This is a genomic window from Paraburkholderia madseniana, from assembly GCF_009690905.1.
In the GTDB taxonomy this organism is placed as follows: Bacteria; Pseudomonadota; Gammaproteobacteria; order Burkholderiales; family Burkholderiaceae; genus Paraburkholderia; species Paraburkholderia madseniana.
Map to the genome: position 1 here is coordinate 17921 of NZ_VOSW01000076.1, position 26816 is coordinate 44736.

25 protein-coding genes and 2 pseudogenes are annotated in these 26816 nt (G+C 61.4%); 14 read left to right on the forward strand and 13 right to left on the reverse strand.

The features are described 5' to 3' along the window. Positions 1 to 95 precede the first annotated feature (95 nt). A complete protein-coding gene (locus FSO04_RS31845; RefSeq protein WP_154565570.1) occupies positions 96 to 1283 on the forward strand; it encodes an MFS transporter in 1188 nt (395 codons plus the stop codon). A gap of 192 nt (positions 1284 to 1475) precedes the next feature. Further along, on the forward strand, positions 1476 to 2015 hold the full coding sequence (locus FSO04_RS31850) for a single-stranded DNA-binding protein (RefSeq protein WP_154565571.1): 540 nt from the start codon (positions 1476 to 1478) through the stop codon (positions 2013 to 2015). Between the two features lie 146 nt (positions 2016 to 2161). Here the strand turns inward: FSO04_RS31850 and FSO04_RS31855 are convergent, their stop codons facing one another. Next, positions 2162 to 2962, reverse strand: a complete 801-nt coding sequence (locus tag FSO04_RS31855) for a bestrophin-like domain (protein WP_154565572.1) — start codon at positions 2960 to 2962, stop codon at positions 2162 to 2164. A 306-nt stretch (positions 2963 to 3268) separates the two neighbouring features. On the opposite strand from FSO04_RS31855, the gene FSO04_RS31860 reads away from it, so the two are divergent. Both FSO04_RS31860 and FSO04_RS31865 read left to right on the forward strand, forming a co-directional pair. Next, positions 3269 to 4909, forward strand: coding sequence for a methyl-accepting chemotaxis protein (locus FSO04_RS31860; protein WP_154565573.1), 1641 nt, complete (start codon positions 3269 to 3271; stop codon positions 4907 to 4909). A gap of 392 nt (positions 4910 to 5301) precedes the next feature. Next, a complete protein-coding gene (locus FSO04_RS31865) occupies positions 5302 to 5772 on the forward strand; it encodes a hypothetical protein (protein WP_154565574.1) in 471 nt (156 codons plus the stop codon). 146 nt (positions 5773 to 5918) lie between these two features. Here FSO04_RS31865 and FSO04_RS31870 read toward each other — a convergent pair whose 3' ends face one another. From FSO04_RS31870 to FSO04_RS31895, 7 genes are all read right to left on the reverse strand, one after another. Beyond that, a complete protein-coding gene (locus FSO04_RS31870) occupies positions 5919 to 6728 on the reverse strand; it encodes a c-type cytochrome (RefSeq protein WP_154565575.1) in 810 nt (269 codons plus the stop codon). Next, positions 6725 to 8350 (reverse strand): b(o/a)3-type cytochrome-c oxidase subunit 1, encoded by a 1626-nt coding sequence (locus FSO04_RS31875; protein WP_168435919.1) that lies wholly within the window; start codon positions 8348 to 8350, stop codon positions 6725 to 6727. Before FSO04_RS31875 ends, FSO04_RS31870 begins: the two co-directional genes overlap by 4 nt. Further along, positions 8337 to 8909: a cupredoxin domain-containing protein gene (locus tag FSO04_RS31880; protein WP_154565576.1), complete on the reverse strand. Its 573-nt coding sequence runs from the start codon at positions 8907 to 8909 to the stop codon at positions 8337 to 8339. Before FSO04_RS31880 ends, FSO04_RS31875 begins: the two co-directional genes overlap by 14 nt. Before the next feature lie 2 nt (positions 8910 to 8911). Continuing rightward, entirely contained in the window at positions 8912 to 9088 is a 177-nt protein-coding gene (locus tag FSO04_RS46520; RefSeq protein ID WP_166618295.1) for a hypothetical protein, read from the reverse strand. A 30-nt stretch (positions 9089 to 9118) separates the two neighbouring features. Next, complete coding sequence (locus FSO04_RS31885) at positions 9119 to 10510, reverse strand: c-type cytochrome (RefSeq protein WP_154565577.1); 1392 nt, start codon at positions 10508 to 10510, stop codon at positions 9119 to 9121. Beyond that, the gene (locus FSO04_RS31890) at positions 10507 to 11223 is read right to left on the reverse strand and encodes a c-type cytochrome (protein ID WP_168435920.1); all 717 of its coding nucleotides are present in this window, start codon (positions 11221 to 11223) and stop codon (positions 10507 to 10509) included. The genes FSO04_RS31885 and FSO04_RS31890 overlap by 4 nt, the downstream gene beginning before the upstream one ends. Before the next feature lie 489 nt (positions 11224 to 11712). Next, positions 11713 to 12600 (reverse strand): LysR family transcriptional regulator, encoded by an 888-nt coding sequence (locus FSO04_RS31895; RefSeq protein WP_154565578.1) that lies wholly within the window; start codon positions 12598 to 12600, stop codon positions 11713 to 11715. 98 nt (positions 12601 to 12698) lie between these two features. Between FSO04_RS31895 and FSO04_RS31900 the strand changes: the two genes are divergently transcribed. The 5 genes and pseudogenes from FSO04_RS31900 (at position 12699) to FSO04_RS31920 (ending at position 17203) form a co-directional block, all read left to right on the forward strand. Continuing rightward, on the forward strand, positions 12699 to 14027 hold the full coding sequence (locus FSO04_RS31900; protein ID WP_154565579.1) for an MFS transporter: 1329 nt from the start codon (positions 12699 to 12701) through the stop codon (positions 14025 to 14027). Positions 14028 to 14386: 359 nt separating this feature from the next. Next, positions 14387 to 14599, forward strand: a complete 213-nt coding sequence (locus FSO04_RS47780; protein ID WP_233465045.1) for a response regulator — start codon at positions 14387 to 14389, stop codon at positions 14597 to 14599. Between the two features lie 137 nt (positions 14600 to 14736). Continuing rightward, positions 14737 to 15279 (forward strand): annotated as a pseudogene (locus FSO04_RS31910) (ATP-binding protein); the annotation flags it as partial. A gap of 387 nt (positions 15280 to 15666) precedes the next feature. Continuing rightward, positions 15667 to 16101, forward strand: coding sequence for a CHRD domain-containing protein (locus FSO04_RS31915; RefSeq protein ID WP_097391266.1), 435 nt, complete (start codon positions 15667 to 15669; stop codon positions 16099 to 16101). A 127-nt stretch (positions 16102 to 16228) separates the two neighbouring features. Continuing rightward, on the forward strand, positions 16229 to 17203 hold the full coding sequence (locus FSO04_RS31920; RefSeq protein WP_154565580.1) for an alpha/beta hydrolase: 975 nt from the start codon (positions 16229 to 16231) through the stop codon (positions 17201 to 17203). Here the strand turns inward: FSO04_RS31920 and FSO04_RS31925 are convergent. Continuing rightward, positions 17173 to 18015, reverse strand: coding sequence for an EcsC family protein (locus FSO04_RS31925; protein ID WP_154565590.1), 843 nt, complete (start codon positions 18013 to 18015; stop codon positions 17173 to 17175). The genes FSO04_RS31920 and FSO04_RS31925 overlap by 31 nt on opposite strands. A 141-nt stretch (positions 18016 to 18156) precedes the next feature. Between FSO04_RS31925 and FSO04_RS31930 the strand changes: the two genes are divergently transcribed. Next, positions 18157 to 19752, forward strand: coding sequence for an MDR family MFS transporter (locus FSO04_RS31930; protein ID WP_154565591.1), 1596 nt, complete (start codon positions 18157 to 18159; stop codon positions 19750 to 19752). Between the two features lie 31 nt (positions 19753 to 19783). After that, positions 19784 to 20281, forward strand: coding sequence for a MarR family winged helix-turn-helix transcriptional regulator (locus FSO04_RS31935; RefSeq protein WP_154565581.1), 498 nt, complete (start codon positions 19784 to 19786; stop codon positions 20279 to 20281). A 69-nt stretch (positions 20282 to 20350) separates the two neighbouring features. Here the strand turns inward: FSO04_RS31935 and FSO04_RS31940 are convergent, their stop codons facing one another. Then, the gene (locus FSO04_RS31940) at positions 20351 to 21628 is read right to left on the reverse strand and encodes an amino acid deaminase (RefSeq protein ID WP_154565582.1); all 1278 of its coding nucleotides are present in this window, start codon (positions 21626 to 21628) and stop codon (positions 20351 to 20353) included. A 146-nt stretch (positions 21629 to 21774) separates the two neighbouring features. Here FSO04_RS31940 and FSO04_RS31945 point away from each other — a divergent pair, with 146 nt between their 5' ends. The 3 genes from FSO04_RS31945 (at position 21775) to FSO04_RS31955 (ending at position 24617) form a co-directional block, all read left to right on the forward strand. Beyond that, the gene (locus tag FSO04_RS31945; protein ID WP_154565583.1) at positions 21775 to 22665 is read left to right on the forward strand and encodes a MurR/RpiR family transcriptional regulator; all 891 of its coding nucleotides are present in this window, start codon (positions 21775 to 21777) and stop codon (positions 22663 to 22665) included. A 3-nt stretch (positions 22666 to 22668) separates the two neighbouring features. Then, on the forward strand, positions 22669 to 24150 hold the full coding sequence (locus tag FSO04_RS31950) for an N-acyl-D-amino-acid deacylase family protein (protein WP_154565584.1): 1482 nt from the start codon (positions 22669 to 22671) through the stop codon (positions 24148 to 24150). Between the two features lie 80 nt (positions 24151 to 24230). Further along, positions 24231 to 24617 (forward strand): RidA family protein, encoded by a 387-nt coding sequence (locus FSO04_RS31955; RefSeq protein WP_154565592.1) that lies wholly within the window; start codon positions 24231 to 24233, stop codon positions 24615 to 24617. Positions 24618 to 24803: 186 nt separating this feature from the next. Here FSO04_RS31955 and queF read toward each other — a convergent pair whose 3' ends face one another. The 3 genes and pseudogenes from queF to FSO04_RS31970 all read right to left on the reverse strand — a co-directional run. Beyond that, positions 24804 to 25628, reverse strand: coding sequence for an NADPH-dependent 7-cyano-7-deazaguanine reductase QueF (queF, locus tag FSO04_RS31960; protein ID WP_054037665.1), 825 nt, complete (start codon positions 25626 to 25628; stop codon positions 24804 to 24806). After that, positions 25625 to 26527 carry a 5'-nucleotidase gene (locus FSO04_RS31965; RefSeq protein WP_154565585.1) on the reverse strand — a complete coding sequence of 301 codons (903 nt, stop codon included), beginning with the start codon at positions 26525 to 26527 and terminating at the stop codon, positions 25625 to 25627. The genes queF and FSO04_RS31965 overlap by 4 nt, the downstream gene beginning before the upstream one ends. Before the next feature lie 23 nt (positions 26528 to 26550). Then, positions 26551 to 26816, reverse strand: a pseudogene (locus tag FSO04_RS31970) (threonine ammonia-lyase, biosynthetic); the annotation flags it as partial.

Below are 26816 nucleotides of genomic sequence, written 5' to 3' on the forward strand. Positions count from 1 at the left end.
GGCGCCGCGAGGCGCCGGACGAGCGTCTGGCAAGGCCGCCGGCCCGAATGCCGCGCCGTATGTTTGCCGCCCCGCTCATTCAAAGAACGTTCCCGATGTCCAATCCGTCCGCAACATCCTCACGCATGAGCGCGCCTGAAATGCGCGCGACCGTGTCGCTCGCCGCCATCTTCGCGCTGCGCATGCTCGGTCTCTTCATGATCATGCCGGTGTTCTCGATCTACGCGAAGACCATCCCCGGCGGCGACAACGTGCTGCTGGTGGGGATCGCGCTGGGTGCGTACGGCGTGACGCAGTCGATGCTGTACATCTTCTATGGCTGGATCTCCGACAAGGTCGGCCGCAAACCGGTCATTGCGATCGGTCTCCTGATTTTCGCGCTTGGCAGCTTCGTCGCGGCGGGTGCGCACGACATGACGTGGATCATCGTCGGGCGGGTGATTCAGGGCATGGGCGCGGTGTCGTCCGCGGTGATCGCGTTTATCGCCGATCTCACCTCCGAAGAGCATCGCACCAAGGCGATGGCGATGGTCGGCGGCAGTATTGGCGTTTCGTTCGCGGTGGCGATCGTCGGTGCGCCGATCGTGTTCCAGTGGGTCGGCATGAGCGGCCTGTTCACGCTGGTCGGCATTTTCTCGATTCTGGCGATCGGCCTCGTGCTGTGGGTCGTGCCGGATGCGCCCAAGCCAGTGCATGTGCGCGCGCCGTTCGCCGAGGTGCTGCATAACGTCGAACTGCTGCGCCTGAACTTCGGCGTGCTCGTGCTGCACGCCACGCAAACTGCGTTGTTCCTCGTCGTGCCGCGTATTCTCGAAGCCGGTGGCCTGCCGGTCGCGTCGCACTGGAAGGTGTATTTGCCGGTGATGGGCCTCTCATTCGTGATGATGGTCCCGGCGATCATCGCCGCCGAAAAACGCGGAAAAATGAAAATCGTGCTGCTTTCCGCGATCGGTCTTATCCTGATCGGACAGTTGTTGTTGGGCGTCGCACCGCATACGATTCTGACTGTGGCGGCGATCCTCTTTGTCTACTTTTTGGGCTTCAATATTCTTGAAGCGTCACAGCCTTCGCTGGTGTCGAAACTGGCGCCGGGAACCCGCAAGGGCGCGGCGGCGGGCGTGTACAACACCACGCAGTCGATCGGTCTTGCGCTGGGTGGGGTGGTCGGCGGCTGGCTGCTCAAGGCGGACGGTCAGAGCGCGGTGTTTTTTACTTGCTCGGGACTCGTCTTTTGCTGGCTTATAATCGCGGCAAATATGAAACAGCCGCCGCGCAAGGCGTAAGAGCGCCCCCAACCCTGGCGCTCCGCGCCAGGCCCCCCGAGGGGGGCAAGGAAACTTGGGACGGCCCGGCGTTTCTTGACAGAACTCACCCGGTGGCGGGCAGAGGCGCAGTTCTGGTCTCCGGCCTGCCGGCCATCAGACGCGAACCGCGCGTTGCCGCGCCGCCCGTAACAGAATCAACAGGAGAAACTCATGGCATCCGTGAACAAGGTCATTCTCGTCGGCAATCTCGGAGCCGATCCGGAAGTCCGTTATCTTCCGAGCGGCGACGCACTGGCGAACATCCGCCTTGCGACAACGGATCGGTACAAGGACAAGACGTCCGGCGAAATGAAGGAAGCAACCGAATGGCACCGTGTGGTGTTCTTCGGCCGGCTTGCTGAAATCGTGAACGAATATCTGAAGAAGGGTTCGTCGGTGTACCTGGAAGGGCGCATCCGCACCCGCAAGTGGCAGGCTCAGGACGGCACCGACCGTTACTCGACCGAAATCGTCGCCGAGCAGATGCAAATGCTGGGTGGCCGTGGCGGTTCGACGGGTGGCGGCGGTGGCGACGAAGGTGGTTACAGCCGCGGTGAGCCGTCGGAGCGTAGCGGCGGCGGTGGCGGTCGCGCGGTTTCGGGCGGCGGCGCTTCGCGTGGCGGCAGCGGTGGCGGCGGTGGTGGTTCGAGCCGTCCGAGCGCGCCGGCCGGCGGTGGGTTTGATGAGATGGATGACGATATTCCGTTCTAATTCTGACTAAAATAGTTTTTTGTTGGTAAAAGCCCGCCCTCCTATGGAGCGCGGGTTTTTTATTTGCGCATCGGCATCAATTAGGCGGAAAGACGTGCGTGCTCCGCGCACTCAGTCGGGATAACGCCGCCGCCAAAGTCAAAAAATCACCGCCTGAGGTGCTCCAGTGCATCTCTCATCGGCAAACTGGAAACGACAATCGGCCCGGAAAACGGTGTATCCAGATCGACAATCACATAGATAGCGGAAGCAATCGACACGGCCCCAAGCGAGATCGTGACCAGCGCCAACGCATTGCGCGGCGCGATCAATCCGAAGCTGAGAAAAATCACGCACAACCAGAACGTCAGCGTCATCAAGAAAGGCAGAGAAATTGAGCTGTGCGCTTCCTCGATGATTTTCCATCGGGCATCCACAGTTCGCCGATATTGCGTCAAGGCATCATCGAGCGCGCGCTGTTGTAATGGGTCGTGCGCTCGCAATTGCCGCAACTGCCTGCCCACCGCGGTTAGCATGTCGCCGAGCCGTACGTTCTCCAGCTTCTGCGAGTTGTCCTGTGTTCCGATGTTCTTCGGATAGTCACCGGCTGGAGCCGGCTCGCCCGGCCATGTCGACGCAATCGCCGCCGCGGTGTACACGCGCAGCAGGTTGCGGGCCTCATCGGTATCGCTGCCGTACTCCCGCAAGGTCGTGTCTAACTCGATCAGGTCGGCCGCATAGGTGCGCAAATCATTCGACTCGGTATCGAAACTGGATTTCGCGGACGCCGTCATCAACCCCAGCACCAAAGCGGCAAACGTCACCAACATGCCGATAACCAGCTGGATGAGTTGTACGGTTTCGTGTGCCTTGTGCTCCTCAGGCAGCAACGGTCGCACCCACACGCCAAAGCCGGTTCCGACAAGCAGTAAGGCGAAAACCAGCAGGGCCGAGCCTATTTCTGACATAGAAATGCTCCGGAGACGCGCGATTCGTCACTTTCTACCAACCACTGCCTGCCGACCACCCGGGTAGTCCCGCAAATGCCCCCGCTCAAACAGCGGCCGACTTCCGCTCGTATGTTGATGTATCGCAACCGTATGCGCCATCAACCATAAAGTTCTCTGTAATCCCGCCGTAGACCATCTATGTGGCATTCGCTTAAATTTTGAACAAAGGTTGCGGACCTGGCCGTATGGGCTTGGGCGCAGCACGCGTGGCCGAGGCTAATTTTCTGAAACGTTCGGTCAGGCAGCCCAATGGAGACCAGTCCGATGCTTAAAAATCTGTCGATTCGCACCTGCCTTACCTTGATGATTGTGTTCTTCGGCGTGGTGCTGCTGTTCGGCGCTGCAGCCGGACTGTTGTCGTTGCGTTCGAGCAACGCGTCGCTGCAACAGATGTACACCGTGGACACACCCGCAGTCGCCGACCTCGAAGGTAGCGCTGGACAACTGCTGCGCCTGCGTCTGGCGCTGGCGACCTACGCATCGTTGGTCGACCTGAACGATCAGGACGGTGCGAACGCGGTGCTCAATCGCTTTGATCAGTACCAGAAAGCATCGAACGATCGCCTTGCCCACTATGTGAGCCGCGCGAGCACGGATGTCGACGAACAGCGCCTGATCAAGGACATGCAGGACAAGCGCGACACCTTCCTGCACGAGGGCGTCGATCCGGCGCTGGCCGCGCTCAAGTCCGGCGACAAGACCGCATTTGAGCAGTTGCAGGCGCACAAGCTGTCGTCGCTCTACAGCGCGTACGAGAAGGCCATGCTCACGCTCGAGCAATTGCAAATCGATCACGGCGCACAGCGTTATCAGGATGCACAGGATCTGTTCTACGCAATCTGCATTACGGTGGCGATCGGTATGGGGCTGTCGCTGCTGGGCGCCTTGATCGGACGGGCGGTCATGGTGCGGGCCATTGTCAGCCCGGTCGACGCAACCATTGCGCAGTTTCAGCGAATTGCCAATGGCGATCTGACCGGCCGGATCGACGTGACGAGCAATAACGAAATGGGCCGTCTCGCAGCGGCGTTGCGCAAGATGCAGGACTCGCTGATCGAGACGGTGAACGCTGTGCGTCACGGTACGGAATCCATCGATACGGGCGTGAGCGAGATTGCGGCGGGTAATACTGATCTGTCGCAACGTACCGAGGAACAGGCCGCGTCGCTTGAAGAAACGGCAGCCAGCATCGAAGAGCTGACCTCGACGGTCAAGCAGACCGCGGACAACGCGAAGCAGGCGAGTTCGCTGGCGCAGGGTGCATCGAGTCTTGCTGCGCAGGGTGGCGATCTGACGGAGCAGGTGGTGGGCACGATGCATGGCATCGTCGACGACTCGCGCCGGATTGCCGACATTGTCGGCGTGATCGAAGGCATTGCTTTCCAGACCAATATTCTCGCGTTGAACGCGGCGGTCGAGGCGGCGCGCGCGGGAGAGCAAGGGCGTGGGTTTGCGGTGGTGGCGAGCGAAGTGCGGTCGTTGGCACAGCGAAGCGCCGCGGCGGCAAAGGAGATCAAAGGGTTGATCGATGCATCGACGGCTCGCGTGCAGGCGGGCTCGCAGTTGGTCGAGCGCTCGGGGTCGACGATGACCGAGATTGTCAATTCGATTTCGCGCGTGAGTTCGATCATGGGTGAGATCGCGGCTGCTGCGCTTGAGCAGAGCACCGGGATCGATCAGGTGAATCTGGCTGTTGCGCAGATGGATGAGGTGACGCAGCAGAATGCCGCGCTGGTTGAGCAGGCTGCTGCTGCGGCTGGTTCGCTGGAGGAGCAGGCTCGCAGGTTGACTTCGGCGGTGGCTGTGTTTCAGACGGGGAGTGGGGACTCTTCTCTTGCCGGTCGGCAAGGTGGGGCCGCGGCTGCGCCGCGGAAGGTTGATGCGGGTGAGTTTGTAGCGGCTTGATGCGGCAGACCACCTAGTGTGCTGAAGGGTGATCGAGCGCTTGCGTGCGCTGCATGAAAATCAGTACAGGGTGCGCGCCAGGCCAAATGTAAAGATTAGTTATAATTCGCGCGTTTAGCCTGTTTGGTTGATCGTCTTAAAAAATAGGTGCGTTAGATTGTTCCTGCCGTTAGACAAAACGGCGCGGGTTTGACAGCCCGCAGCGAAGTACGGCACTGCCCGCGAAAGTGGGTAGTGCTCACCTACGCGCGCCGCGTTCAATGGGCGGGTCGTGGTGAGGAAGCCGAGAGGCTCGCCGGTTTCGTATTTCGCCCGGTCTGTCAACCTCACCACGTGCCCGCTCACCTTTCAGCGAGTGTCGGGCGATTCAGGAACGAACCGGAAATCGCACCATGAGCAAATCTACCAAGAACCCTCAAGCAACCTCACGCGCGCCCGTTGATGCGCTCCAGTACGAGAAACTCGCGCTCTCAGCTTTCGATTTGTGCAACCGGCAGTTGGATCAACTTAAGCGACTGGTTACGCTTGCGGCCTCAATACGTAGGACTCCCTGCATGACAAGGGAAGAACGGCAAAGCCAACAAGCGTTGCTGGAACTGCTTGTCGAAACTGGCGAAGGATACGAGCGCGAGATTGAATGCGACCGCGAACTGTACCAGGTGATCGCGCTTGATGCGAAGGACGTGCCTCATAGCCGCATCACGGCCAAACGTGCCGCGAGCCTTCTGTCTGAGGCAGTGCGGAAGAAATCAGATGAAAAGCTGAACGCGAAACCCGCAGATACCACGCGACCCAAACCGGTGCGCACAAAGGTCGCGTCGCGAGCAGAAGCGGGTGCACAGGCCGCCGCCGTTGCACATTAACCGGCACTAGAGGCCACCACGCAGAAGCAATGAAAAAGGCGCGAGCCGCGCGTAAGACATTGGGCAAAAAATGGCCCGCTGAGTGCGGGCCTTCTGACATGCTATTCGCGGTTAAGCGCCGCAAAGGCTAAACCAGGCTCAAACGGTCACTGCTGCGCCGCGTAATACTTAGCCACGCTATCGATCTCCGCCGAGGTCATCTGCCGAGCCACATTCCGCATCTGCTCATTGATATCGTTATGCCGGGCACCGGAAGCAAACGCGCGCATCTGCGCAGCGAGATAAATGGACGACTGTCCCCCAAGCCAGGGCGCAGCCCCTTTACGATCCGACTGTCCATGACAGGCCGCACAAGGTGCAATATTCCGCTGCGGATCACCCTGCATCGCAAGCTTCACAGCATTCGCATCCGGTCCAACGCCTACAGGCAAAACCTCGGCCGCCGGCGCGCGAGACAGCGAAGCATAATAAGCCGCTAAATCATGCAGATCCTGATCGCTGCGAGCCGCAATAATCGGCTGCATCACCGCGTTCTGCCGCACACCGTTCTGATAGTCGCGCAACTCTTTATAGACCACGTCGGCATACTGCCCGGCCAACGCGGGCGCCGTCACCTGCACCGTGCCTAGCACGCCATGACACATCGAGCAATTCTGCGTCGCGATCGTCGCGCCGCGGCCAATCGAATTCGTGTCAGCGCGCGCCCGCCGCAAAGGCGGCAAGACCACCACCTCGCTCGGCGCCGGACCGGCAATATTGGCGCCGCCGTACCAACTCGACGGCGCGCCTGCCGCGCTGCAAATCGTCGCCCATAAGCCGCGCTCGCTGAATCCGCTGTTCGCCGATGGCAACCAGATGAAGCCGATCAGTATCGCCACCACGGCAATCGCAATCGTGCCGCCCAGGCTCGCCGTGAACCACGGGTTGCGCAAGCTGAAGACGCGTTCCTGACTCATCGCTGCGCTCCAACGACAACTGCCGGCACGGACGTCTGCGGCAATCTGAGCAACTGAACGATCGGCACACTGTAGTTGACAACCGTCAGCCCGATCATCAACGCCACCCACAAGCCGAAACTATTGAGCGCGGCAGGCACGTGCTCCACTGGCTGCACCGCGCTCGCGAAACGGAAACTCTGCTGCTGTACCTGCGGCCCGAATTGCGACTTCGCGAGGATGTAGATGAACAGCATGCCCGACACCACCAGGATCATTCCGCCCACCGCCGACATCCCCACCCAGAACGCCTGCGATTCCATCCCCGGCATGTTGTAGTCGTAGTAGGCCATGCGGCGCGGCGCACCGAGCAGACCGACGTAATGCCACGGCAGCGTCACCACCATCATGCCGATGAACCACAGCCACAGTTGCGTACGCACCAGTTTCACCGATGCAATCGCGCGGCCGGTCAGTTGCGGCCACAGTTCGTACGCGATCGCGAAGTACATGATGACGATCGCCCCGCCGAAAATCAGATGGAAGTGTCCGGTCACCCACTGCGTGTTGTGCACAGACGAGTTCAACTGATAGCTCATGTTGATCAGGCCACCCGCACCGCCAAGACCCAGCATCACGAACGAAAATGCGATCACCAGCATCATTGGGTTCTGCCACGGCAACGTGGTCAACCAGCCGAACGCGCCTTTGCCACCACGCAACCGTCCGGCGATTTCCACAGAAGCGCAGATGGTGAACACCGTCAGCAACGTCGGCACGGACACCATGCCGGTGAACACCGCATGCAGGAATTTGAAGCCCGAGCCGACCTGCGGATCGGCGAACAGGTGGTGAATGCCGATCGGCATCGCGAATACGAGGAACAGAATGAACGACACGCGCGCCATCGAATCGCTATAGAGCCGTCCGCCGATCGCACGCGGCACCAGCGTGTAGTACGCGATGTAAGCCGGGATCAGCCAAAAGTAGACGATCGCATGCAGCGTCCACGAGAACAGGATGCGCGAGAGGCCGGCATCGATCGTGTTGGTGAGACCGAAGGCGACGGGCAAGATCTGGAACAGGATTTCGAGCGCCGCACCGATCGCGGTCCATGCCCACAGATACGCGCCTGCGACGTTGGCGAACATCGCGAGCGGTATGGGCTTGCCAGGATTCGCACGCTTCCAGATGCGCAGATTCACGTGCATCAGCGCGACCCAGATCCACGAGCCGACCACCACCAGCACCACGCCAAGGTAATAGAACGGACTGCCGATCATCGGCGGATAGAAGGTGTAGAGCACCGAAGCTTTGCCGAGCGCGACCGGCACCATAGCCATCACCGCGCCAACTGCCAGCATGATGAACGCGGCCCACGCCCATTTCAGACCGACGAGCCGTTGTGCCAGCGCGAGTTCGACGATCGCGTAGCCAAAGCCCATTGAAACCAGGGTGGGCAGCACGTAAGCCATCACCGAGCCATGCGCGGTCACCGATCGATAGTAGAGTTCGGGGTCGCCGACCCACGGCACCAGCGGGCTGCGTACCAGCATCTGCCACGCGCCGAGCAGCAGCGCGACCAGAAACGCGATGAAGGCCAGCCAGAAATGCGCGAGAACGAGTCGCTTAGCGTGAAACACAGCTGAGCCTCCGTGATTGTCGGGCTTGCTCGAAGAACGTGGCTTTGTCGACGACCTTGACGTGCGCCCACATGGTCTGGTGGCCGAAGCCGCAGAACTCGTGACACGGCATGGTGTGATCGGCGGGTTGGTCGAAGCGGGTATTCAGCGTAGCGACATAGCCGGGCACGACCATCGTGTTGATGTTGGTGTCGGTCACGAGCAACCCGTGCACGACGTCGGCGCTGGTGGTGCGGATCGTGATCGGCGTGTCGGCGGGCACCAGCAGACATTGCGGCGTAAACGAATACTGCTGCGCGACGAAACGCACAACGACCGAACCGTCCGGCTCGACGGCGCTGCCGAGGTTGTCTTCGACGAACTCGCCCGACAGTTGCAGGCGCGAAGGATCGATCGTCTCGACCCGCGACGGCGGCATCATCGCCCAATGGAGCCCCGAGAACACGATGACGACGAGCATCAGCACGATCAGCGCCGTGGCGAAAATCGCCCAGCGGCGCTCGGCGCGTAAGGCGACTTCGTGGCCGCTGCCCGGTTGGTGATTGGAATCAGTCGACATAGTCAGTGGATGACGCCGCGCGGCAGAAAGACAAGAAAGTAGAAGCCGAACCAGATCGCTATGACGATCAGCGTGGCGACACCGGCCACGGCGATCGCACCGTGCGGGCCGGCCGCGACGACGCGTTCCACTTCTTCATCCGTAGGTGGGGCCGCGCTGCGGGTATCGTTCGCTTCCATCTGGAGATTCTCCGGTGCAGCGGTTCAGGTTCAGTGCAGCGGCGCTTTGCGCAATTCGTTGACCTCGCGGGACGTCACCGGCTGGCCGTGGTTGCCCCACGCAGTGCGGATATACGTGACGACGGCGGCGGCATCGGTGTCGTTCAACTCCTGACCGAACGGAGGCATGCCGTACGGCTCGGGATTGCGCGCGGTGCCGGGTGGGAAACCGCCATTGAGCACGATACGGATCGGGTTGACCGCGGAGTCCATTTCGATCGACTGGTTGCGTGCGAGCGGCGGGTAGTGCTGCAACTGGCCCTCGCCGCTCGCGCCGTGGCATAGCGCGCATTTGTCGGCGTAGATCTTTTCGCCGAGTGCGAACACGTTGGTATTGGTCGGTGCGGACGGGCCCGATTTGCGGCCGCGGTTGTCCGGTAACGTCTTGAGATAGACGGCCATCGCCTTGACGTCATCTTCCGTCATGTACTGAAGGCTGTGATAGGTGACTTCGGCCATCGGCCCGTACACAGCGCCGCGATCGGAAATGCCAGCTTGCAGCAGATCGACGATGTCCTTGATGCTCCAGTCGCCGAGACCGCCGTCTTTATCGGATGTGAGTGAGGGCGCGTACCAGTTCTGCACCGGAATCAGACCGCCCGCGAACTGTTCGCTTTGCGACGAGCCGCCGAGCATGTTGATCTTGGTGTGGCACATCGTGCAGTGGCCGAGCCCGTCGACGAGATACGCGCCGCGATTCCATTCGACCGATTTGGTCGGGTCCGGCTGGAACTCGCCTTCACGGAAATACAACGTGCGCCAGCCGTACAGCAGCTTGCGCTGATTGAACGGGAAGCGCAGCGTGTGCTTGTGGTTCGGCTCGCGTACCGGTGCCACAGACTTCAGGTACGCGAAGATTGCGTTCGAGTCTTCACGTGTGACCTTGGTGTACTGAGCGATCGGCATCGCAGGGTAGAGCAGAGTGCCGTCCGGCGTGCGGCCGGTGCGCATCATCTTGAAGAACGCGTCCTCGCTCCATGTGCCAATGCCGTACTGCGCGTCCGGCGTGATGTTCGGCGAATACAGCGTGCCGAACGGCGTATCCATGGCGAGGCCGCCGGCGAACAGCTTGCCACGCGGCGCGGTATGGCAGGCGACGCAGTCGCCGGCGCGCGCCAGATACTCGCCGCGTTTGACGATGTCGGGACGGGTGTCGGTTTTGTCGGCAGTGGCCATTGCGGTCGTGGCGGTCGTGGCGACAGGCACGGCTTCAGCCGCGCTCGCCTCTGCGATCAACAACGCACGCGGTGCGCTGAAAAGCGCGGCGCCGCCACCGACGATCAAGCCGGCAACCAGCAAGCAGGAGACGAGCGAAACAGCGGTGCGACGGCGCTTCGTCATGGCATACGCAACAGGGCGGCTCGAGCGGAAGGTCGGCTTCATTGCGGTTGGCTCCCGCATGCAAGCGGCAGCCGCTCAGCGGACGCCGGCGAGGGCCGCGGATCGGCAGGGCGCGGCTGGCGCGCGAGCCAGCTCGATACCGCGGTGATGTCCTTGTCGGTCAGCTTGACGGCGATCGAATGCATGCAGTCCGGCGCAAGCGCGTGACGTGTGCCCGAGCGCCACGTACCCATCTGCCCGGCGATGTAGCTCGCATGCAGGCCGAGCAGTCCCGGAATGCCAGGTTGCGTACCCGTCATGCGCGCTCCATGACACGCGATGCACGCCGGGATCTTGCGTGCCGGGTCGCCTTGGGTGACGAGCCGTTGTCCGGCTGCGAGCACTGCCGGTGCGACGTCGGTGTGATCGGAATTGGGGTAGGGCGGTTGCAGGTCCGCGAAGTACTGGCTGATCTTGCGCAGATAGTCGTCGGGCAGGAAGGCGAGCAGATAGCCCATTGGCGGATAAGTACGGCCGCCGTCACGAAACGCACTCAACTGATTGAACAGGTAGTCGGCCGGTTTGCCGGCGATGCGCGGGAAGTAATCATTGTTCAGACCTTGGCCTTGCACGCCATGACACGAGGTGCAGGCACGCACGCGCTCGTCCATGGCAGAGGGCATCGCGGCTGACGCGTCGGTGGCTGCGAACGCCGCGCCACGCCACATGACGTAAAGCACCACCAGAATCGAAAATCCGATAGATCTACGATGCACGCGAGGCCTCGCCGAGGGAACGGTTATTTTCGCTATTTATTTCTCATGCATTCGCTCGTGAATTCACTCATCGGATTCGATGAACGATGCATGACAAGCCTGCCAATTCTTTTTCATAACGACTGCATGAACAGCAAATCGAAACGGACTTATTAAGGAGGCACAGTATTGAAGCGATGCGGCAATGCAACTTCTATATAAAGCAATGATCTGCCTGAGTGCGCCAATGGGTGGCGGCTTTCGGGCTGCGGTAATAACGCTTGATGCGTGCGGCAGACGTGTAGCAGGTTGCAGGAATTTATCCGATGCGTCAATAAAATTTGATAGGTCAATTGGTGGCGTATTTTATCAGCACAGGCGTCGATTAGAGCGCCATCGATATTTGTTCTGTGTCTGGTTCGAGTGCGGACTGCATCGCCGAATGCGATTGATGCGCTGCGTTTCTGTCGTGTTCCTTGAGTCGCAGCGCGCGCATCGACGCGGAGCGCGTCAACTGAAGAGATGCATCAACGCCGTGCGTGCATTACTGACGCGTTCGCTTTCGCCGATTCGCCCCGGCAACAGATGAAACTCGACAGCGGGCAGTGCGGGCAACCCGACGCTCTGCGGACAGGCTACCAGGCCCCCGCCGATCGATGATTCGTTCAGGCAGGAAATGCCCAGCCCGGCCTTCAGCGCTAGTTGCAAGCCAGCCACTCCCGAGGCCGAATGCGACACCAGATACGGCACCTTGTGCTCATCGAGGAGTTTCACGACGAAGCGCTGCAACTGACAACTCGACGGTAGCAATACCAATGAATAAGGCGTGGCCGGCCGCGGACTGGCATCGGCCGCGCAGACCCATAGCAGTTTCTCGCGCCGCACCACGGTGCTTTGCGCGCTGCCGCGCCGGTTGGTGGAGCGTGCGTTCCCGGTGACGAGCCGCAACGAAAGGCCGATGTCGTACGACGCATCGTCGCCGGCGCTGCTATCGATCACCGCGCTCGGCTGCACGGTGACGTGCAGTTTCAGGCGCGGATGCTGTTCCGAGAATGTCTTGAGAATGCGCGCGATGTCGAGCGGACGGTAGTAGTCCGTGATGGCGATGCGCAGTTCGCCGTCGAGCGAGCGGCCTTGCAGGTCCTCGAACGCCGCCTCGCTCATGGCGATGATGCGGCGCGCGTGATCGAGCAGGCGGCTACCGGCCGGCGTGGCGGTCACACCCTGCTTGCTGCGCACGAAGAGTGGCTGGCCAGCGCGTTCCTCGAGTTTCTTCAGTTGCTCACTCACCGACGACTGCGACAGGAACACGCGCTCCGCGCCCGCCGAAACGCTGCCCGATTCGGCGACGGCGACGAAGGTGCGCAACTGCGTCAGGTCAAATCCGCGCTGGCTCATGATTCGGTGTATCCGATGGAAATCATCTGATTTTCCGGCTTTTCCGATGGATTGCCCAGCCGTAGGATACCTCCAATTCATTCATTGCAGAGGCTGTCATGGGAAACGATTCGATTGCCGCCGTGCGGGTGCCGGGTGAGCGTACGGCGAGCCATCGGTGGAAAGTGCTGGGAGTCGGCTTTGCGGCGAACGCGAGCTTTTCGGCCGCTTTCTCAGGGATTCCGACCACGGCCGTGTTTTTGCGTTCGGGCTATCACCTCGGCAACGACGGGCTGGGGCTGGTGCTCGGCATGCTCGGTTTGGGCATCGCGGTCAGCGAGTTGCCATGGGGACTCCTGACCGATCGTTGGGGTGATCGCCGCGTGCTGTTGCTGGGGCTTCTTTCGACTGCCGCGGCGCTAGCCGGGCTGGCGTTGTTCGCGGTGCCGTCCGGCTCGCATGTGCCGGGCGTGGCGACGCTCGCGCTCGGCTTGTTGCTGGTCGGCCTACTCGGCGGCAGCGTCAACGGTTCGAGTGGCCGTGCGGTGATGGCCTGGTTTCGCGAAGGTGAGCGCGGCCTCGCGATGAGCATTCGGCAGACTGCGGTGCCGGCCGGTGGAGGCCTGGGCGCGCTGATCTTGCCGGCGCTTGCCTCGCGATTCGGCTTTGCCAGCGCGTACACCGTGCTGGGCCTTGCGTGCGCGATTACTGCGGTGTTCGCATGGTGGTGGTTGCACGAGCCTTCGCACGTCGAAGGGAACGGTGTGGGTCCGGCTCGCAACGCTGCGGTTGCCGGAGCAGGTGCAGGTGCGGTGCCGGTGAAGGTTTCGCCGTTACGCGACATCGGCATCTGGCGCGTGGCGCTCGGCGCCGGCGCGTTGTGTGTGCCGCAGATTGCCATCGTGACATTCGGGACCGTCTTCCTGCACGACTTCGGCCGCGCCGGTGTGCTGGCGATCAGTTTGACGATGGCGGCCGTGCAAACGGGCGCTGCGATTGCGCGGGTCTGGAGCGGTGCGTGGACCGACCGGCGCGGCAATCGACGTGCTTACATGCGCGCCTGCAGCGTGCTGACCGCGGTGCTGTTCGCCTCGCTCGCGCTGGTGACGGGTCTGGCCGGGATGCACCATACGGCGATGACAGCGGTGGTCGCGCTGATGATCGTGCTGGGCGGCATAAGCGCATCCGCATGGCACGGCGTTGCCTTCACGGAACTCGCGACACTCGCGGGGACGAGCCGTGCAGGCACCGCACTCGCGATCGGCAATACCTGCGTCTTTCTCACGTTGTTCCTGACGCCGCTCGCGATTCCGCTGCTGTTGTCGGTGGGTTCGTGGCCGATGGTGTGGGCGGTAGCCAGTGCATGCGCCTTGATCGCGTTACCGGTATTTCCGCGCACTGCTCGCGTTAGCAAGCTGACGGCGGCACGCGCTTGTGATGCCACATGATGAAGTAATGGTGGCCGGTGGCGTCATGCTGCTGGTCAAATTCGTTATTTTTCACGCGACGAGAGCGGCGGCGCGCGCTCTCGTCGCTGCAGTGCTTTTCAGAAGCAAACAAACAGCGACGGAAAAATTCTCGCATATTCGATTTGCATAATTGCGCATTCCTGCTTTGATAGTTTCGCAATGGACTATCAAATTGTTGGCGGGTTTCAGAGCGCTCCGATTTTCTCCGGTTTGTAGCAGTGGTTTCATGGCCGCCCCTAGTGTGGCATCCAACGCCACTGGGCCATTAGAGCACGCGTGAAGCGAGCGGTATTTCCCTATACGTTTGCTGAGTATGCCTACAACAACGGAGACAAATCATGACGAACGTTCGAGTCATTCTTGCGGACGATCATCCTTTCGTTCTGCTTGGCGTTCGGGCCGCGCTGGAAATGCGCGCCGGTGTCGCCATTGTCGGCGAAGCGGCTACGCCCACTTCATTGATCACGCTGTTGGAGAGCACGCCATGCGATGTGCTCGTCACCGACCTGACGATGCCGGAAGCAAGCGATAGAGGCGAGCAGGAGGGGTGAGGTGTACGTCGGCCGCTCCATCATCGAAGCGCTTGCCCAGCCTCGAGACGACGCGAGCGAGTTGCCGCCTGTATCGCGATTGTCCCCCAGAAAGGCAGAAGTTATAAGAATGTTCGTGCGTGGCCAATCGATCTGCCGCGAACACCGCGCCGGAGGACCTGAAGCTATGTCGTGACGCCGGCATGGACGACTGCCTCGTCAAGCCGACGCGACTTGCTACGCTACGCGAGTACCTGAGCCGTTGGTTCGGCACTGACAGCGCATGGCAAGCTGCTCCTGCTGAAGCGGTCAACGCACCGCCGGTTTCCGGGCCGGATGCGCATGGCGGCGCAGAGCCATTTGTCCCGGTCGACCTGAGTCACATGACGCAGTTGTGGGGGAGCGAATCGACCGTTAAGGCGTTGCTCGATTCATTCGTTTCATCGGTGCGCGAAGACGTGCAGGCATTGTCGCCGCTACTCGAACGCATCGAGGTCGAGCGTCTGCGCGAGTGGCATCATCGCGTGGCAGGCGCGGCGAGCGTGTTGCAATACCCGCCGCTGCTCAACGCGTTGGAAGACTACCGCCGGGATATCACCGTCAAGACGCCGGAACGCTTGCGCAGCGACGGGCTGGCATTGGCGCGCAAGTGCAATGCGATGCTCGATGGAATCGAGGAGCAGGCTGCATTACTTGCGTGACGCTGCTTCGCACCGCACCGCACCGCACGGAAGCGAGGCTGTAGCGCCTCGCTTGGGCGATCGCATTGGCGCGCGCTCGTGAGTAAATCCACGCGTCGAATCGAGAGGACGAAAAAAAACGCGGCCGAAGCCGCGTTAAAGATTTGGAGACATCCCTCGATGAAGGAGTCACTTCTCGCAACCGGAAGCATAGTCGGGATGACGCAAAAGATTCAGTACAAATTGCGCAATTAACTGTTTGTAAATATCGAAGAAGGCGTCGCGCAGATCGCCGCGATGTCATTTGACCCCGACGCAAACAGCTACAACGGATTTGCACTAGTATGTGGTGGCTCTGCGCGTGACCGAAATGTCGGTGCGGCGGTGCATCAAAGTCCGGAGAAGACCATGATTGCGCTTCGAAAACTGAATCTTGCTGTGGTGGTGTGGGCATTGGCGTCGGGCGTCGCCTTTGCGGATACGGTGGCGTTGAAGGCCGATCTCGAGCCGTCGAGCGAAGTGCCGCCGCGCGTGAGTCACGGGCACGGCATGTTGAACGCCACGTTCGATACGTCGACCAAGTCCCTGCAATGGACGATCACCTATGAAGGGCTGAGTGGTCCGGCAACCGCCGCGCACTTCCACGGTCCTGCGCCGGTCGGGCAGAACGCCAAGGTCCAGGTGCCGATCGGGAAGGACGCGCTCGCGAGCCCGATCAAAGGATCGGCGGCGCTCACCGAACAGCAGGTGACGGACCTGATGGCGGGACAGTGGTACTTCAACGTCCATACTGAGCAGAATCCGACGGGCGAGATTCGCGGACAGGTTTTGCCGGCGAACTAGGCCAGAGGAAAACGAGGAAAACCTTGCCCGGTGGCGCGGGCGCCTTTTCGGGATTAGAAGCCGCCGTCCACCGGCGCGGCGGCGACTGCACGTACCATGTGGGACACTATCGAAGGAGCGTGTCCTGATGAGCTGGCAAAGTGCACTCGCGTGCTGGTATCTGCGTAAGCAGTTTCGACCGCAGACCCTCAAGCCGAGTATCAATGTCGAGAAGGCGCGTGCGCTGACGGCCAAGCGCGCCTGGTCGCCGCGTGTGCCGGGCGGTTGGCGTCTGCGCGAATCGTACGGGCCGGACAATTGGCCACTGCAGGGTGAGTGGATCGAGCCGGCTGACGGCGTGTCCACTTCCGGGAGCGGCCCGATCGTGCTGTATTGCCACGGTGGTGGCTACTATTTCTGTTCGCCGCGTACGCATCGCTCGCTCGTATTCGACCTCGCCACGCGTGCGAACGCACCGATCTTTTCCCTCGACTACCGTCTCGCGCCCGAGCATCGCTTCCCGGCCGCGCTCGACGATGCAACCGCGGCCTATCGTCAGTTGGTCGCGGACGGCACGCCGCCCGAGTCGATTGTGATCGCGGGGGATTCAGCGGGCGGCGGCCTTGCACTCGCTACCGTAGTCGCCTTGCGCGACGCCGGCGATCCGCTACCGGCAGGCTGCCTGCTGTTCTCGCCGTGGACCGATCTGGCGGCTGCCGGCGCCACCATTCGCACCAACGACGGTCTCGATCCGATGTTCAGCGGTCCCGCGATCGCGCGGGCCGCGCAGGTTTATCTCGGCGACACGCCCGCCACGCATCCCTACGCTTCGCCGGTCTATGCCGACCTGAACGGCTTGCCGCCGCTCTTCATCATGGCGGGCAGCACCGAGGTATTGCTAGACGACTCGCAACGCGTTGCCGACAAGGCGCGCGCGGCGGGCGTCGATTGCGAACTTGAGGTGTGGAAGAAGATGCCGCACGTCTGGCCCTTGTTCACGCCGTTCATCCCGGAGGGCGGCCGCGCGCTCGACCGCGCCGCGGCCTTCGTGCGGCGCGTGACGAGTGCAACGAGCGGGCGTGACACGGCCGCTCAGCCAGCCAGGGTGACGTCGATCGCCTGATAGGCGGCTTCGACCGTTTCCTGGCCGTATTGCCGCTCCAGCCGCCGCACGGTGAAGTGGCCGTGCGCGACCTGCTGGAAGTGGTCGATGAATACCGTATTGACCATCGCGCCAAGCACCGCCCCGATCGCCGGAATCGACTTGGCGGCGATCTGCTCGCTCACCTGCACCGAAAAGCGCGCGGCAATCGTGTTGAGTAAGCGTAACAAGGCCGCCGAGCCATGCGCGGTGAAGCCTTTCGTCGCGATTTCGGATGAAGCCTTCGATACCGCCTGTGCCAGCGCACCGCGCATGATGAAGTAGCCGAAGTCGGCGTCGTCGTCGGCTTTCGAGGTGCCGCCCATGCCGAGCACCGTCAGGCATTGCAGTTGCGTGTCGATCGACGACAGATCCTCGCCCTCGCTGCGCGCGATGTCGCAGATCGAGCGAAACATCAGCGTGGTCGTGACCGGCAACTCCACTGGCAGCGCGAACAGACCGAATGCGCCGCCGGCCGCGCCGGTGGTCGCCACGGCGAACTTGTGCAGCAGGTTGCTCGGCTTGTCGGGCACCACGAGGGGCGAGGCGCCAGCCTGCCGCCCCAGCGTGCGCAGCGCGATCGAGAGGCACTTGCGCAATGCCAGTTCCGTCGCATCCGTGACCTTTTCGTTGGCAAAAGCCGGCATGCGCGCGAGCAGCTTCTCGAGCGGCGAGCCGACGATGCTCGCCAGTTTCATCGCCAGCGCGGGGCTCTCCAGTTCGTGTTTCGCGCGTCGCAGCGCGCTCAGGTCGTCGTCCGATAAGGATTGTGCTGCGAGCGAACTCGGCTCCATGTGCCTCCCTGGCGTCATGTATTGTCCATTCTTCAGTCGATTGCCGATGCGGTGAGCCGCACCGGCGCGTTCCAGCTTAGAGCATCACCTCATGGTATGATTCCAAATCGTTTGACGAGTCAACTGTTGCCCCATCAAAAAATGGCTGTCCATACCGCGGCCCACCACTCGAGTGGGCAAGTTTTACCGTTCCGTGAGTCGCTGCTGGCGATGCTCGGCGTTTCCTTCGTTTCGATGCTGGTCGCACTAGACCAGACCGTGGTCGGCACCGCGTTGCCCACGATCGTCGCGGAGCTGAAGGGTTTCGAGCTCTACGCGTGGGTCGGCACGTTGTATTTGCTGACCTCGGTGATCACCGTGCCGATCTTCGGCCGCCTCGGCGATTACTACGGGCGCAAGCCATTTGTGATCGCATCGATCGTCGTATTCACTGCTGCTTCGGTGCTCTGCGGCGCTGCCAACAACATGCTGTTCCTCGTGCTCGCGCGCGGCTTGCAGGGCATTGGCGGCGGCATGCTGGTCGGCACAGCCTTCGCGTGCATTCCTGATCTATTTCCCGACTCGGTCGTGCGACTGCGCTGGCAGGTGCTGATGAGTTCGGCGTTCGGGATTGCGAACGCGGTGGGGCCGTCGCTCGGCGGTTTTCTCACGCAGTACTACGGCTGGCGCTCAGTGTTCTATGTGAATCTGCCGGTCGGCTTGCTGTCGCTATTTTTCGTCTGGCGCTTCCTGCCGCACCTGCGGCACATCGAGCACGAAGGCAAGATGCGGCTCGATTGGCCGGGTGCGTTGTTGATCGCAGTGGCTCTTGGCTCGCTGCAGTTGTTCGTCGAGTTGTTGCCGAAGCACGGCGTCACCTTGAGCGCCTTCGCGCTGCTTGCACTGAGCGTCGCCTCGGCATACGGCTTGTGGCAGTGGGAAAAGCGCTGCCCGACGGCGATTCTGCCGGTGGATATGTTTCGTAATCGCAGTCTGGCCGCGCTCTTCACGCTCGCCGTGCTGGGCGGTTTCACGATGTTCTCGTTGCTGTTCTACGCACCGTTGCTATTTCAAGGTGGTTTCGGGATGTCACCGAAAGAGGCGGGGCTCGTCATTACGCCGCTCGTCGTATTCATCACGATCGGCAGTATCGCCAACGGACGTATCGTCTCGCGTGTACGCAATCCGAATCTGATGCTGTACGTCGGCTTTGCGCTGGTGGCGCTGTCGTGTCTCGGCGTGGTCGTCGCGACGCGTGCCATGCCGCAATGGCTGCTGATGTCGTTCATGGTGCTCGGCGGCCTCGGCCTCGGTTTCGTGATGCCGAATCTGACGATCTTCGCGCAGCAGACTGCGGGCCGCGAACACCTCGGTATCGCTACCGCGCTGCTGCAGTCGCTGCGGATGATCGGCGGGATGATTGGCACGGCGCTGACCGGCACGCTGATCAGCCATATGTACGCGAGCGGCGTGCGCAGCGCGCTGGAAAACGATCACGCGTCGCAGTGGTTTGCCGATCTCGGCGACCCGCAAATCCTCATCAATCGCGATGCGCAAACCACCTTGCTCGGCGAGTTGACGCATGCGGGTCACAACGGCGCGATGCTGCTTGAGAGTGCACGCGAGGCGCTCGTTTCAGCAATTCATCTGGGTCTCGCGCTCGCGGCGATCATCGCCGTGGTGTCCGTGTGGCAAAGCCGCCGTGTGCCGCCGGTCAAGCTCCAGCGCAAGCTCGAGCCGGTGATTCACGCGGACTGATTTTTTCGCCTTACCGTTTTACTGACAGATCATGGAAGAACAGGACCGCGTCGCCGTCATGCAACAATTCGGCCGCACTTATCGGGCGTTCATGTCGGCGTTCGAAGCCCACGTGGGCCATCCGTTGCCGCGCTGGCGCATTCTGCTTGCGCTGCACGAGCAGGCCGGCGAATCTTCGCAGAAGCGGCTGGTCGAGCGCTTGCGCGTCGATCCGGGCGCGCTGACTCGGCAGCTGAAAACGCTGGAGGGTTTAGGCTGGATTGCTCGCAGCATGGATACGCACGACAACCGCGTGACCAATGTGCGTTTGACCGAAGCGGGACGGTCGGCGACCGAAGCCAGCCTGCCGCGCCGCAATGCTTTTTTGCACGACACGATGGCGGCGTTGCCGGACGAAGCGCTGAGCGCGTTGTCGGGGGCGTTGAAGATGCTGGAAGTGCGGATCGGCGAAGTGGCTGCTACGACTGGCGCGGCAGCCGCGTCGGCTGCCCAGGTGTCCGACACGGCGGAGGCCGGCCCGGCTCGCTAGGCTTAAGCCCGACTCAACTGCAACAAACGGCGCGCCACCTCACGGTGAAACGCGCCGGTTCTATCACGATCAGAAGAACGTTTCGATCACTTCCGTGACGCGATACGACGGATCGACCACCAGCACCTGACGCCACTTGTCGAACGTCAGGCACGGATGCGAGATGTCGAACGCGATCATGTCGCCTACCTTCAGATCGGCGCCCGCGGGAATCCGCAGATACGCGTGCTGATCCATCAAGCCAAAAATCTCCCAGCCTTCGCTCGCCGCGATATCGCGTGGCGCTTCGGTGCCCGGACGATAGTGGCGCGACGGCTCCGGCATGCCTGCGTCGAAAGCAGAATCGCGCTTGCCGAGGCCGATGATCGCGCGATCCGGTTCCGGAATCGACTGCACATATGCCCACAGTTGCAGCGCCGGCAGCAAGCCTTCGCCCATTTTCTTCGCGACCGGATTGCGCGCGAAGATGTCCGTCTGCGCCTTGCGATACACGCCGACGTCATGCGTCAGATAGCAGCCGGGCCGCAACACGACTTCAACCTTGCCGGTCTCCGAGGCCTTCACGAATTCTTCCGCGACCACGTCGTACCAGGCCGAGCCGGCGCCTGACAGAACGGCCGGCGTGCGGGCAAATCGTCCTTCCTCAACGAGTGCGCGCGTCACAGCGACCGCGCTCTGCAGGAACTCGCGCACTTCGTGTTCTTCTTTCAGCACACCTTCATACAACTCGACGCCCGCCAGCTTCAACACATCCGGATAGCGCGCGATTGCTTCAAGCACCGCGTTGCGCTGCGCTTCGTCGCGCACGCCGGTGCGGCCACCCGGCACGCCGAGTTCGAGCAATACTTGCAGCGGCTTGCGTACCGACGTAAAAAACTGGCCCAGTTGCTCGACGCCTTCGACCGAATCGACGAGGCAGAAGAACTCGAAATCAGGGTCGCTCAGCAATTCGGCGATCATCATCATGTTGCGGCGGCCGACCAGTTGGTTGGCCATCAGGATCCGCGAAACACCGCCGTGATACGCCGCGCGCACCTGATGCGCGGTGGCGAGCGTGATGCCCCATGCGCCGGTTTCGAGCTGACGGCGAAACAGTTGCGGCGCCATGGTGGTTTTGCCGTGCGGCGCCAGCTTGACGCCGTATTCTGCGACGAATGCCTGCATCCACTTCAGGTTGTGTTCCACACGATCCGCGTACAGCACGGCGGCAGGCAGGCTCACGTCTTCGTTCAGCAGGTTCCACTCGAGGCGCGCAGCATCCATGAGTTGGATGCTGGTGCCCGGAACCATGCCCAAGCCCTTGCTATAAGGATCAATCGTTGCGCCCTGATAGTTTGTAACTTTCATGTCTCCCTGCTCCATCGTCCAGTTAAATCGAATCAAAGTTGACTTTACCATGTTACCGAAAGTACGATGGTTGGAGGAATGTTATTTAGTACCATAGTTTTCCCGAAGCGCTTTGTAAGCGTTCGCGAGACACCCCACAGCCTGCAATGAACCTGACCGCCGAACCGCTGGCCTTCGATATCGTCGCGCGCATCGCCGAATGCGCGCCGGAACTGCGTTCGGCCGAACGGAAGGTAGCGGCGCTGATTCTCGACGATCTGACCGGCGCATCGCGCGCCAGCATTGGCGCGCTCGCCCAGCAGGCGGAGGTGAGTGTCGCGACCGTGACGCGCTTTGCCAAGGCGGTCGGTTGCCGCGACGTGCGGGAGTTGAAGCTGCGGCTCGCGCAGGCGGCCGCTGTCGGTCAGCGCTTCCTGCAGGCGAGCGGACCCACCGACGCGCCCGAGCCGATCGCCACCCGCGTATTCGACGAACTGCAAACGGCGCTAGCACATAACCACCAACTTCTTCGTCAGGCGCCTTTAGCCGAAGCCGCAGCCGCGTTGCGCGCCGCTCGGATGATCTACGTTTTCGGCATGGGCGGCGGCTCGACCGCGCTTGCCGACGAAATGCGCTTCAGGCTCGTGCGCCTCGGCCGGCCGGTTGCGACCTATCAGGACGGCCTGTTGCAGCGCATGGTGGCGAGCACCGTGTCGCGCGAGTGCGTAGTGATCGCGTTGTCCACCACCGGTCGTGTGCCCGAGATGGTCGAGAACTGCAAGATCGCGCGCAGCTACGGGGCGACCGTGATCGCTCTGACCGCGCCGGCTTCGCCGTTGGCCAAACTGGCCGATTGGGTAATCCCGATCGTCGCCTTTGAAACCGATTTCATTTACAAACCGTCGTCGTCGCGTTACGCGATGATGATGGCGCTCGATGTGCTCGTCACTGAACTTGCCGTGAGTCAGGGTGACGAGAGCCGCGAATTGCTGCGCCGCATGAAGCACGCGCTCGACGCGCACCGTGGCGGCGGCGACCGACAACCGTTAGGAGACTGATCCATGCATTCGCATCCCGAAGCCGCCGATACGCTGATCGTCGGCGCGCAACTGTACGACGGCACGGGCGCGCCGCCGGTAGAACGCGACGTCGCGATCCGCGACGGCCGCATCGCCGCGATCGGCAACCTGTCGAACTGGCTCGCCGAAGAGGTGATTGAGGCGAACGGCCGCGCGCTGGCGCCCGGCTTCATCGACGTTCATACGCATGACGACACGCACGTGATCCGGTCGCCGCAAATGCTGCCGAAGATCACGCAGGGCGTGACGACGGTGATCGTCGGCAATTGCGGGATCAGTGCGTCGCCGGTATCGCTGAAGGGCGATCCGCCTGATCCGATGAATCTGCTTGGCGAGCGCGATGCGTTCCAGTACCCGACTTTCGCTGCGTACGTCGAAGCGGTGAACGCCGCGCGTCCGGCAGTGAATGTCGGCGCGCTGATTGGGCACACGGCATTGCGCAGCAATCAGATGGACCGGCTCGACCGCGCGGCGACCGCGAAGGAAATCGACGGAATGCGCGCGCAACTGGAAGAGGCGTTGTCGAACGGGGCATTGGGTCTGAGTTCGGGGCTTGCCTATGGCTCCGCCTTCTCTGCGCCGACTGAAGAAGTGATGGCGCTGGCCGAGCCGCTCGCCGCCGCCGGCGCGCTTTACACGACGCATATGCGCACCGAGTTCGACGCGATTCTCGACGCGATGGACGAAGCGTATCGGGTGGGCCGTCACGCGCATGTGCCGGTGGTGATTTCGCATCTGAAGTGCGCGGGGCCGTCGAATTGGGGGCGTAGCGAAGAGGTGCTGAAGTCGCTGGAAGGCGCGCGTCGTTTGCAGCCGATCGGTTGCGATTGCTATCCGTATAACCGCAGTTCGTCGACGCTCGACGTGAAGCAGGTGACGGGCGACATCGACATCACGATCACGTGGTCCGAGCCGCATCCCGAGATGGCGGGCAAGCTGATCAGGGAGATTGCCGCCGAGTGGGGCGTCACGCAGCAGGAGGCCGGCAAGCGTTTGCAGCCGGCGGGCGCGGTGTATCACAACATGTCCGAGGACGACGTGCGGCGCATTCTGTCGCATCCCGCGACGATGGTTGGCTCGGATGGATTGCCGAACGATCCGTTGCCGCATCCGCGGTTGTGGGGCGCGTTTCCGCGCGTGCTTGGGCACTACGTACGTGACGCCGGTTTGCTGCCGCTTGAAGAGGCGGTGCGCAAGATGACCAGCTTGTCTGCGCGCCGGTTTGGTTTGGCGCAGCGCGGCGAGGTGCACATCGGTTATCACGCGGATCTGGTGTTGTTTGATCCGGCCAAAGTGCGCGACGCGGCGACGTTCGAGAAGCCGCAACAGGCGGCCGATGGAATTGATGCTGTGTGGGTGAACGGCGTGTTGGCGTATCGCGATGGCGCGGTGACCGGCGAACGGGCAGGGCATTTTGTGGCGCGTGGTGCGGCGTCGAAGGGTGATGCGCACGGCGCGTTTTGATTTTTTTGTTTTCTGATTGATGTGACAAGCGGTTGTGGCGTTGCTCGCGCCGCGTGCCTGACTTTTTAAGGAGTTGGATGATGAAGCGATATGGTGTTGAAGGTGGCAAGGGTACGGGTGGTCAACATATGCCCTTTGCTCGGGCGGTCGAAGCGGATGGCTGGTTGTTCGTTTCCGGGCAGACGCCGATGGAAAATGGTGAGGTGATCAATGGTGGCATTGTTGAGCAATCGCACAAGGCGATTCAGAATGTTTTCGGTATTCTGAAGGAAGCTGGGTATGGGGCGGAGCATGTTGTCCGCTGTGGTGTGTGGCTTGATGATCCGCGTGACTTTGCTTCGTTCAATAAGGTGTTTCGGGAGTACTTTGGGGAGAATCCGCCGGCGCGGGCGTGTGTGGTTTCTTCGATGGTGATTGATTGTCGGGTTGAGGTTGATTGCGTGGCGTATAAGAAGCCTTCGGCTTGATGGTCTTTTTTGTTTGCCGCAGGCGCTGATTTGGGGTTTGGTTGCCTGCTCGGCGCTTGTTTGTCTGTGTGCCTGGGGCTTTGGCCTTTCCTTGAATTGTTAATAGACCACTAACATTTCAAGGAAAGGCCAACGCCCTAAGAACACTGACAACAAGCGCCGCGCAGGCAAAAAAACCACGCCCCCTTATTGCCGCGCTAACCGCAAATTATCCGGCATAGGCAAATTAAAATTCGTCCGGAACGGATTAATATCCAGCCCGCCGCGGCGGGTATACCGCGCATAAACAGCAAGCTTCACCGGCCGGCAGGCCTTAAGCACATCGATAAAAATCCTCTCGACGCACTGCTCATGAAACCCAGTGTGATTCCGATAGGAAATGATGTACCTCAGCAAGCCCGCATGATCGATCTGCGGCCCAACATAATGAATCTGCACACTGCCCCAATCAGGCTGCCCCGTCACGGGACAATTCGACTTAAGCAGGTTGGAAACCAACGTCTCCTCAACAGGCGACTCGTCAAACGCAGCCTTCAGCAACGAAGCATCAGGATGATAAACATCGGTATCGAGATCGAGCCGGTCCAGCGACAACCCGTCAAACTCTTCCATCTGCAATTTGCCGAACTCATAGGGCGCCGCCAGATGAACAGACACCGTCGCGCCGCATGAAGCGGAAACATCCCGTTTGATCGTGTCGCGCACAACTTCCATCGACTCGAAAGCCGTCTGCGCAAATGACCCCAGATAAAGCTTGAACGACTTCGACTCGACAATGTTCGGCGAATCAGCCGGCACAAAGAAAGTCGCCACCGCAATCTGCGGCTTGCCGCGCGCGTTCAGCCAGGAAAGCTCGTAAGCGTTCCAGATGTCCGTGCCGAAAAACGGCAACTGCGCGCCAATCCCAATCGCCTCGCGCGCATTCTTTCGGGCAATCGGGAAGAGCAGCGAAGCGTCATATTGTTCGGTGTAAGTGGATGCCTTACCCAGCGGTGATTGTTCGGGTGTCATGATGCGTTCACGATGCCACTCAGCACGTGCCCCGTCGCCGTCACGACGCGGGCCGATTCGCAGTGGCCAATTTGGTCGTCGAAGAAAAAGTCCGGCTCGAACTCGCGCAAAAACGCGCTCTTGTCGAGGCCGCCGAGGAACATCGCTTCGTCGATTTCGATGTTCCACGCCATCAATGTGCGAATCGCGCGCTCATGCGCGGGGGCCGAGCGTGCCGTCACCAATGCCGTACGAATATGCATCGGTGCGGCTTCGTCCGCGAGTTTCTGCAGGCGGTGCAGCGCTTCGAGCAACGGCTTCAAAGGCCCATCCGCAAGCGGCAAATCCTTGTTGTGAATCTCATGGCCGACGAATGCCCGCAAGCCATCTTTCTGAAAGATACGCTCGGCTTCGTCGGAAAACAGCACGGCGTCGCCGTCGAAGGCAATCCGGATCTCGTCCGGGTACTTGCTCGCCATTTTCGCCGATTCGGGCAAGACGCGCGCGGCCGGAAATCCGGCAGCCAATGCATCGCGCACGTCGTCCTGATTCGCAGACAAAAACAGCGAGGCGTTCAACGGTTTCAGATAACCAAATGGCGCGCGCCCACGTGTGAACACGCCACGCTCGATCGCCAGCCCATACTCCCTGCACGAATGAAATGCGCGCAATCCACTGATCGGATCGCTGCGCGACAGGATCACCACTTCGACCCGATGGCCACCGGCATTCAAGGCCAGCAGCTTGCGGATCAGCGGGAACGCGACACCCGGTTTGGCGGGCACAGCTAGCCGCTCACGCTGCAATGCTTCATACGCTTGCAGGTTGCCCTTCTCGTACACGCAGTTCTCTTCCTCGAAGTCGAACAGCGCGCGCGACGAGATTGCCACCACCAGTTTGTCGACAAGCGAAAGAGCCATCTGCGCGTTTTAGTCCAATAAGATCAAGCGAGAAACAATCGGTACACGGGATTCTGCGTCTCTTCCCAGCACGGGTAACCAAGCGTCGTGATAAAGCGGTCGAACTCGCTGTTCTCGCTTACCGGCACCTGGATGCCGACCAGAATCGAACTGTAGTCCGCGCCCTGGTTGCGATAGTGGAACAGGCTGATATTCCAGTTCGGCGCCATCGACGACAAGAACTTCATCAGCGCGCCCGGACGCTCCGGAAACTCGAAGCGGAACAGGCGTTCGTCGTGGGCCAGCGGCG